We start from the raw sequence: 8510 nt of genomic DNA on the forward strand, positions 1-8510 counted from the left end.
GAAATAAATAGACTTCGATAAAGGCGAACAATAAATGTTAAATTGTTCGCCTTTTTTTTATTTTTTAACTTTTGTTTAAACTTTTATATTTTTTTTACCAGGTATTTCTACGCATTTTTTTTGAATAACGAAATAAATCGCCTTATTATCTCATATTCATTAGTTTATATCATTAAAAAGGTTTGTTTAAGCCTTTTTTAATCGATTGCCTAGTTGTTTTTGTAGGTTTAAACCTTCTTTTTTAGAATTTACTCAAAATAAATTAATTTTTTTTGTGATTATTATAACACTTGTTTTTTACTCTAAGGCATTGATTTTTCTGATGCAATTAGCATTTTATTAACATTTTGTCTTTTTTTAAAATGAAATAAATAAGAATTTTATTCTTGTTTTATATTTTCATTTTAACTAATTTTAATAAAAGAAAGGTTAAACAAAATGTTTTGAAAAAAACACATTTTATTAGATCCAATTTGTTCTTTCTTAAAGAAGAAAATTTAGTAAAATTTTTATTGCACTATAGTTTAAAATTTCTTTTAAAATAACTTAATTAATTTGCTTATGGAATTGACATTTACTCTCCTCATTAAGTTTACATTAGGTCTTCAAATTATTTTAGCTTTATTTTTTATTCTTGTGGATAAAATTAAGGTTATACAAAAAGCAAATTTTAATTTAATTATACACATTTTTCAAAAAAGCCAATATTACGTCAGCTTTTTATTTACAAACCCCAGTTGGTGGCTTTGTTCTTAAAAAGTATTGTCGTATTTTTTTGTGATAAATACTTTCTCATTAAATAGTGTTTCAGATTTAGAAAGGCATAAATTTTCTAAATAAAAATAAATTGTCTAATCAACATTTTATTGAAATTGAAGCATACTCTTTATTTAATAGAATTCCCAAATTCTACTTTAGACATAAATTTTCTTTCCGAAAGCTAAACCTTCTAGCAAATCATTCTATTTATTTGGAACGCTGATCTGTATCAGTATTCCACAAAAGTTTTGAGGCATTTTTTATTCCATAGGAATAAGAGATGGTCTTTGTGTACTTCTGTATACGCAATATTTTTTTAATGAAATGTAGTTTAAAATAACAGTCGACTAGTATTTTAAATTTCATTTTAAGTAGCTGATTATTAACGTTTTTTAAAATTGCCTAAGCACACGTGCTTATCGCAACAGGTATTTTATTGTCCATTTTCTAATCTTCCAAATTATGAAAAAAAAATTTACTTTTTATGATCTCATTTTAAAAAAGAGATTATTGAGTTTGGTGTTTTTATTGCTTTTGTGCAATAAAAATTTTGCACAAACCTTTTGTAGACCAATATCAAATACGAACAGTGTTTCTGGTATCTGCATTGGTACAAGTGTAAATAATCCCACAGCAGCCTACGATAATGATGCAGGCTTAACGACATTTGCAACGCTGAGTACAGTCGTCGGCGTATTATGTTCTGCTCAGGAAACGTTGGTTCTTAACCAAACGGCAAAGGCAGGCGATCAAATTGTTTTGTATGTAGGTAGTGGTGCTGGTTTACTTAATCTATCCTTATTATCTTCAGGTACAATTCAGCCTAAACTTAATGGTACGAATTCCGGATCAGCAGTAGCGATAAATAATCCTTTGCTTAATCTGGCATTATTACCAGGAAATACAATTGGAGTATTAAGATATACTCTAACAGGTGATACGAACCAGGTTCAAATACAGTTAGGCGGACTTGTAAGTGTGCTGACTGATTTAAGAATTTATGATGTTCGTTTAGAATTTGCTGCTCCTACAGTAACCGGAGGTTTAAATCAAACAATTTGTTCAGGAAATGCAACTACATTAACTGCAACTCCGGCAGCCGGAACTACTGTGGCTTGGTATAGTTCACCCACTTCAACTACAGCTTTAGCTACTACAAATTCGTATACAACTCCGGTTTTAACTGCAAATACAACTTATTATATAGGTGTTACGAGAGCAGCGGGTTGTGAAGGAAATGAGCGTGTACCAGTTGTTATTAATGTATCAAATCCTGTCGCACCAGCGATTAGTACATCTGGAACAGCAATTTGTTCCAGTGGTTCAACTCAGCAAACCACATTGTCAGTAATCAATCCAATACCGGGAACTACTTATAATTGGTATAGTGGGTCAACAGGAGGACCAGTATTGGCATCTGGTGATACTTATTCTCCAACTGTTCCTTTAGGTACTACAAGTTTTTATGTTGAGGCAGTAATAGGAAGCTGTTTAAGTCCTGCAAGAACTCAGGTAGATGTAATTTCGAATGCTGTTCCGACAGCTCCAACGGTTCTGACACAAAGTGTTACGATTCAATCAGGGCAAAATGCAACATTAAATGCAGAAACTTCTCAGGCAGGCGTTACGTTAAATTGGTATGATGTCGCATCGGGCGGAACAGCTCTTGCTATAAATACAACAACTTATACAACACCGATTTTAACGGCTACAAAAACTTTTTATGTTGAAGCTCAAAGTGCAGCAGGAAACTGTGTAAGTGCAACAAGAGTTCCTGTAACAGTTACAGTTATACCATCGGCATTAGGAGGTTGTCTGGAAGCGGGTAGTCAACAAACACTTCAAAACGGTTTGTGTTTGCTATGTAGTAGCACAAATCCAAATAATTCTGTTGACGGAAATCCTGCGACAGCAGCAAGATTAACAGTTCCGGTTGGTTTAATAAACGGATGGATTCAACAAACCTTACAATTTAATAATCCTGGTAAAGCAGGAGATATTGTTGATGTAGAATTAGAATTACCAGGCGGAATTACAGATCTTCAATTATTAGGAGCCGTTACTTTAGCAACCTATAATGGAGCAACTTATAATAATGATAGAATAGCAGTTAGTAATCCGCTAATAACTTTACAATTATTATCTGGTAATCGCTTTAGAGCTAGTGTGGTTGCAGGAGCTAATTTTGATCGGGTTGAGATTCGATTAGGTGGTTTAGCAACTCTTTTAACCAGTGTAGATATTTATCAGGCAACTTACAGATATAAAGCACCTACGGTAACAGGAAATACAACTATTTGCAGTGGACAAACTACTACTTTAGTCGCAAATACTGCAGTTGGTGAAACTATTAATTGGTATAATGTCGCAACTGGAGGTATATCGCTTGCTAGTACTGCTTCTTATACAACACCAGTTTTAACGACATCAACTACTTATTATATAGAGATAGCAAGAAATGGTTGTGTTAATAGCGAGCGTTTTCCGGTATTAATTTCAATTGATAATCCGATAGCTCCGGTTATTGCTGCAGGAGGTACAACAATTTGTAGTGGTCAGACAACTACATTAAATATAGATACACCCGCTGCTGGTACTGTATATACTTGGTATGATGCAGCTTCAGCCGGAAATTTATTATTTACAGGAAATTCTTTTGCAACACCAAATTTAACTGTCAACACAACGTATTATGTTGAAGCAGGGATTGGAAGTTGCTCAAGTGCGACTCGAACTCCTGTTACCGTAACAGTTAATCCGCTACCTGCAGCACCAATTGCAGCTTCGTCGAATGTAATTATTCAATCAGGACAAACTGCAGCTTTGCAAGTATCAAGCCCTGACTCTAATGTTACATTTGATTGGTATAGTGTACCAACTGGAGGAACAGTGTTAGCATCCGGAACAGCTACAGCTACATATACAACGCCGGTTTTAACAGCAAACCAAACGTATTATGTTACTGCCAGAAATATTACTTCAGGTTGTATTAGTAGTGCAAGAACACCGATTAATGTAATAATAAGTAATACTATAAGTACTTGTTTACAGGTAAATGCTCAGACAACTACAAAAGGAGGACTGACTGGATGTTTATTATGTACTTCAGCTAATGAAGGAAATTCTATCGATGCTAATTCGGCAACAGCGGCAAATCTTTCAGTTATTGCTGGTTTAGTAAATGATTATATACAACAAACGCTTACATTTTCTACTTCTGGACAAGCCGGCGACATTATAGATGTTGAATTAGGAATTCCTGCTGGAATTATAAATGTAACAGCTCTTTCTTACATTAGCTTAAGAAGTTATAATGGAATAACACCAAATGCTGATCAGACTAATATTGGAGCATTAATTGATATTCAATTATTATCTTCTACACGTTTAAAAGCTAGCTTCGTAGCAGCAGGACCTTTTACTGCCGTTGAAGTTAGATTAGGTGGTGTAGCTACTGTAGCAACAAGTTTAGATATTTACGGAGCTTCATACAGATTTAAAAATGCTACTGTTACAGGTGCTACAACGCCAATTTGTAATGGACAAACGGCTACTTTAGCAGCAAGTTCAACTGTGGCAGGGGAAACATTTAGCTGGTATGATGCTGCGAGTGCAGGAATTCAACTTTCGCCTACAGCATCTTATACTACTCCAAATTTAACAGCTACTACAACTTATTATTTAGAAGCAACACGTGGAGGTACTTGTATCAATAGTGTTCGCCAGCCTGTAACGGTTACTGTAGCTCCATTTGCAACTGCTGCGGATGTAACAATAACAAGTCCGCAAGAAGCTTCTTGTGCTGGAGGAATTGTATTATCTCCAACTTCACCTTTAGTGGGAGCACAATTCAAATATTACACGAATCAAAATAAAACACAGGAAATTATTACAGGATCTACAGTTGTAGCACAGCCGGGAGTAACATTCTCTAAAGATGCTACAACAGGAGCATTAACTATAAGTGGTCTTATCGCTTCAGGAGCGCCTTATAATTATTATGTTTCTGTGACTAATGCTGCTACTTGCGAAAATGATATCAATACTCTAAAACAAGTAACGGTTAATTTTCCAACAGTTACACCATTAGTAGTAATTGCTACACCTTTGGTAGGTTGTGGAACTGTAAATTTAGCAAATGCAATTACAGGTTTTGATACAACAGGAAACACAACATATACTTTTTACGATCCATCAAATAATATTTTACCTGCAAATGCTGCAGCAAATATAAATACAAGTGGTATTTATTCAATTCAGGCTCAGGGTAACGGAGTAACATGTTCATCAGCTATACTACCAGTAACGGTTACTATTAACCCGTTGCCAAGTTTGGTTGTAACACCTTCAATATCAGTAAATGTTGGGTCTACAGTAGCATTAAATGCAACATCAGATGGGACATTGGCATGGTTTGATCCACAAGGAAATGCATTAACAGGGCCACCGTTTACAACAGGTGTTTTAAATACTCCCGGAATTTACACGTATACAGTAGTTGCTTCTAATGCGAATTGTTCAAGAACAGGAACTGTTTCTATAAATGTTATAAATCCTAGTACCTGCCAATCATTAACAGAAAGAGTTTATGCTAATACCCAAACTCAGGGTTCAATTCTAACAGGAGGAGTAATTAATGGAGCAAATGCTGTTGACGGAAATCCTCAAACTTATTCAACAATTGTAACAGGGTTAGGGCTTCTAGGAGTTGGTACTACATGGCAAACTTTGACATGGCCAGCAAATATTGTAAAAGGAACTCCGGTAACTATTAAATTAGGATCTGAATATAGCGCAGTTGCAGTAGGACAAAACTTATCTGTAGTTGGAACTATGAATGGTGTTGATATTGGACCCTTACAATCTGTTTCGGGGTCATTATTGAATTTACTATCTGGCGATAATAGTTTCGAGTATACTTTTGTTCCGGCTGATGGTACGGGACCAAAAGATTATAATGGAGTAAGAATTCAGTCAGCTTCCCTTTTAAGTGTCGCCCAAAGTACAAAAGTATTTGATGCTTATTATAATAAATCAGTACCAACAGTTACTTGTACACCTGGAGACATTCAGGATGTTTATTATGGTGCAACAGATTTAGGCCTTCCGATAGGAGCATTAACAGCCACAGTAGGTGTTAGTAATGCCTGGAATGTCGCTGATAATGATATTACAACTTTTGCAACAATGTATAGCGGAGTTGGAGCTTTGGCAGCAGCCGATTTGACAGTTGCGTTTAAAACACCAGCTATTGCAAGTGATACATTAAGAATAGTGGTTTCAAAACCAGGTGTTTTATTAGATGTAAATTTATTGACAGGATTTACTATTCAACGTTATTTAGGTAATGTTGCAGTTGGTGCTCCTATTCAAAATACAAGTACATTTTTAAGCATAAGATTACTACCTGGAAATACAATGTCTATGGTACTTGTATCTTCTCAACCAGATCCTTACGATCGTGTTAGAATTCGTTTTGGAGGGGTTGCCGGAGTTTTAGAATTCCTTAGAGTTCATACTGTTGAACGTGTAGGTAATACTAAAATCATAGGCAGTGATATTAATAATAAAGTAACAGTTTGTCCGGGAACACCTGTCACGCTTCAGATTCCGGCAGATGCCTGTTCTACATATACCTGGTATGATTCACCAACCGGAGGCTCAGTTGTAGCAAATGGTGCTACTTATACAGTTCCAAGTACATTAGCGGCAGGAATCTATAAGTACTACGTACAGCCAGTTCGTTATGGTTGTGAAACTTTTGCCAGAGGAGAAGTAACTATTGAAGTAAGAGCGACAAGCCCAGTTAATGCTTTGGGTAATATTACTCTAAATGGAGGTACAGCAACTACAATTTGTGCTCCAACAGGAACTGTTACTTTAGCAACTGTTTTAACAGGAACTCCCGTTATAACGAATCCGGTTTATCACTGGTATAGTTTTAATGGAACAACAAGTCAATTAATTGCTGGTGAAACAACCAATCAATTAATTGTGAATGGTTTGATCCCGGGAACATATACTTATTTTGTAGGCGTTAGTGGAGATAATTATTGTGAAACTGCAGAAGCAGATAGAAAACAAATTACGTTCACAATATTAAGACCTTCAGATCAAAATGATCTTTCAGTTTCTGATGTATCAATTTGTCATGATTTGCCTGTAACATTAACACCAACAGCAAGTTTATTAACAAATCCAATATTTTATTGGTACTTAGATAGCAATAAAACACAACCTATTGCAAATGGATCAACTATTGGTGGAGTAACTTATGCGATTAGTTCTTCAGGTGTTTTAACAGCAACTGGAATTACACTTGCTATGAGTCCTATTTCATATTATGTGGGAGTATCAAGCGATACAACTTGTGAAAATATTGCAGGTACACTTCAAACGGCTACTGTAATTATAACCGATCCTGGAACACCAGTAATTACAGATACTGCTCAGGAATTCTGTTTGATTAACGCTCCGACTTTCGCAACTATTGACGTAAGTCCAGCCGTTGCTGTGAATATAGTTTGGTATGATGCGTTGACAGGAGGAAACTTGATTCCATCCACAACAGCACTTACAACAGGTACTTATTATGCTGCGATAAAAGATCCAGTTACCAATTGTGAAAGCGCAGTAAGATTAGCTATCACTATCAGTGTAACCGATCCTGGAACACCAGTGATTACAGATACAACTCAGGAATTCTGTTTGGTAAATGCACCGACTTTTGCCACTATCGACGTTAGTCCAGCTGTTGCTGCGAATATTGTTTGGTATGATGCCTTGACAGGAGGAAACTTGATTCCATCTACAACAGCTCTTACCACTGGTACTTATTATGCTGCAATCAAAGATCCGACAACTACTTGTGAGAGTAATGTTAGATTAGCTATCACTATCAGTGTGACTGATCCTGGAACACCAGTAATTACAGATACAGCGCAGGAATTCTGTTTGGTAAATGCACCGACTTTTGCCACTATAGATGTTAGCCCAGCTACAAATATTGTTTGGTATGATGCCTTAACTGGTGGAAACTTGATTCCATCCACAACAGCGCTTACTACAGGTACTTATTATGCTGCAATCAAAGATCCGACAACTACTTGTGAGAGTAATGTTAGATTAGCTATTGCCATAAGCGTAACTGATCCTGGAACACCAGTGATTACAGATACAACTCAGGAATTCTGTTTGATTAACGCGCCAACTTTTGCCACTATTGACGTAAGTCCAGCCGTTGCTGCCAATATCGTTTGGTATGATGCGATGACAGGAGGAAACTTGATTCCATCTACAACAGCTCTTACCACTGGTACTTATTATGCAGCAATCAAAGATCCGACAACTACTTGCGAGAGTAATGTTAGATTAGCTATTGCCATTAGTGTAACTGATCCTGGAACACCAGTGATTACAGATACAGCCCAGGAATTCTGTTTGGTAAATGCACCAACTTTTGCCACTATAGACGTAAGTCCAGCCGTTGCTGCGAATATAGTTTGGTATGATGCGTTGACAGGAGGAAACTTGATTCCATCCACAACTGCGCTTACAACGGGTACTTATTATGCTGCAATCAAAGATCCGACAACTACTTGTGAGAGTAATGTTAGATTAGCCATTGCCATAAGCGTAACTGATCCTGGAACACCAGTGATTACAGATACAGCTCAGGAATTCTGTTTGGTAAATGCACCGACTTTTGCCACTATAGACGTTAGCCCAGCTACAAATATTGTTTGGTATGA

At 36.2% G+C, this 8510-nt stretch carries 1 protein-coding gene; it reads left to right on the forward strand.

Annotated features, from left to right (window positions below; all coding sequences use genetic code 11):
- Nucleotides 1–1221: 1221 nt before the first annotated feature.
- A partial coding sequence (locus AC1RRN_RS02620) for an Ig-like domain-containing protein (RefSeq protein WP_492965801.1) occupies nt 1222–8510 on the forward strand: 7289 nt, incomplete at its 3' end.

The sequence above is a fragment of the Flavobacterium sp. GW821-FHT11G01 genome (genome assembly GCF_058808175.1).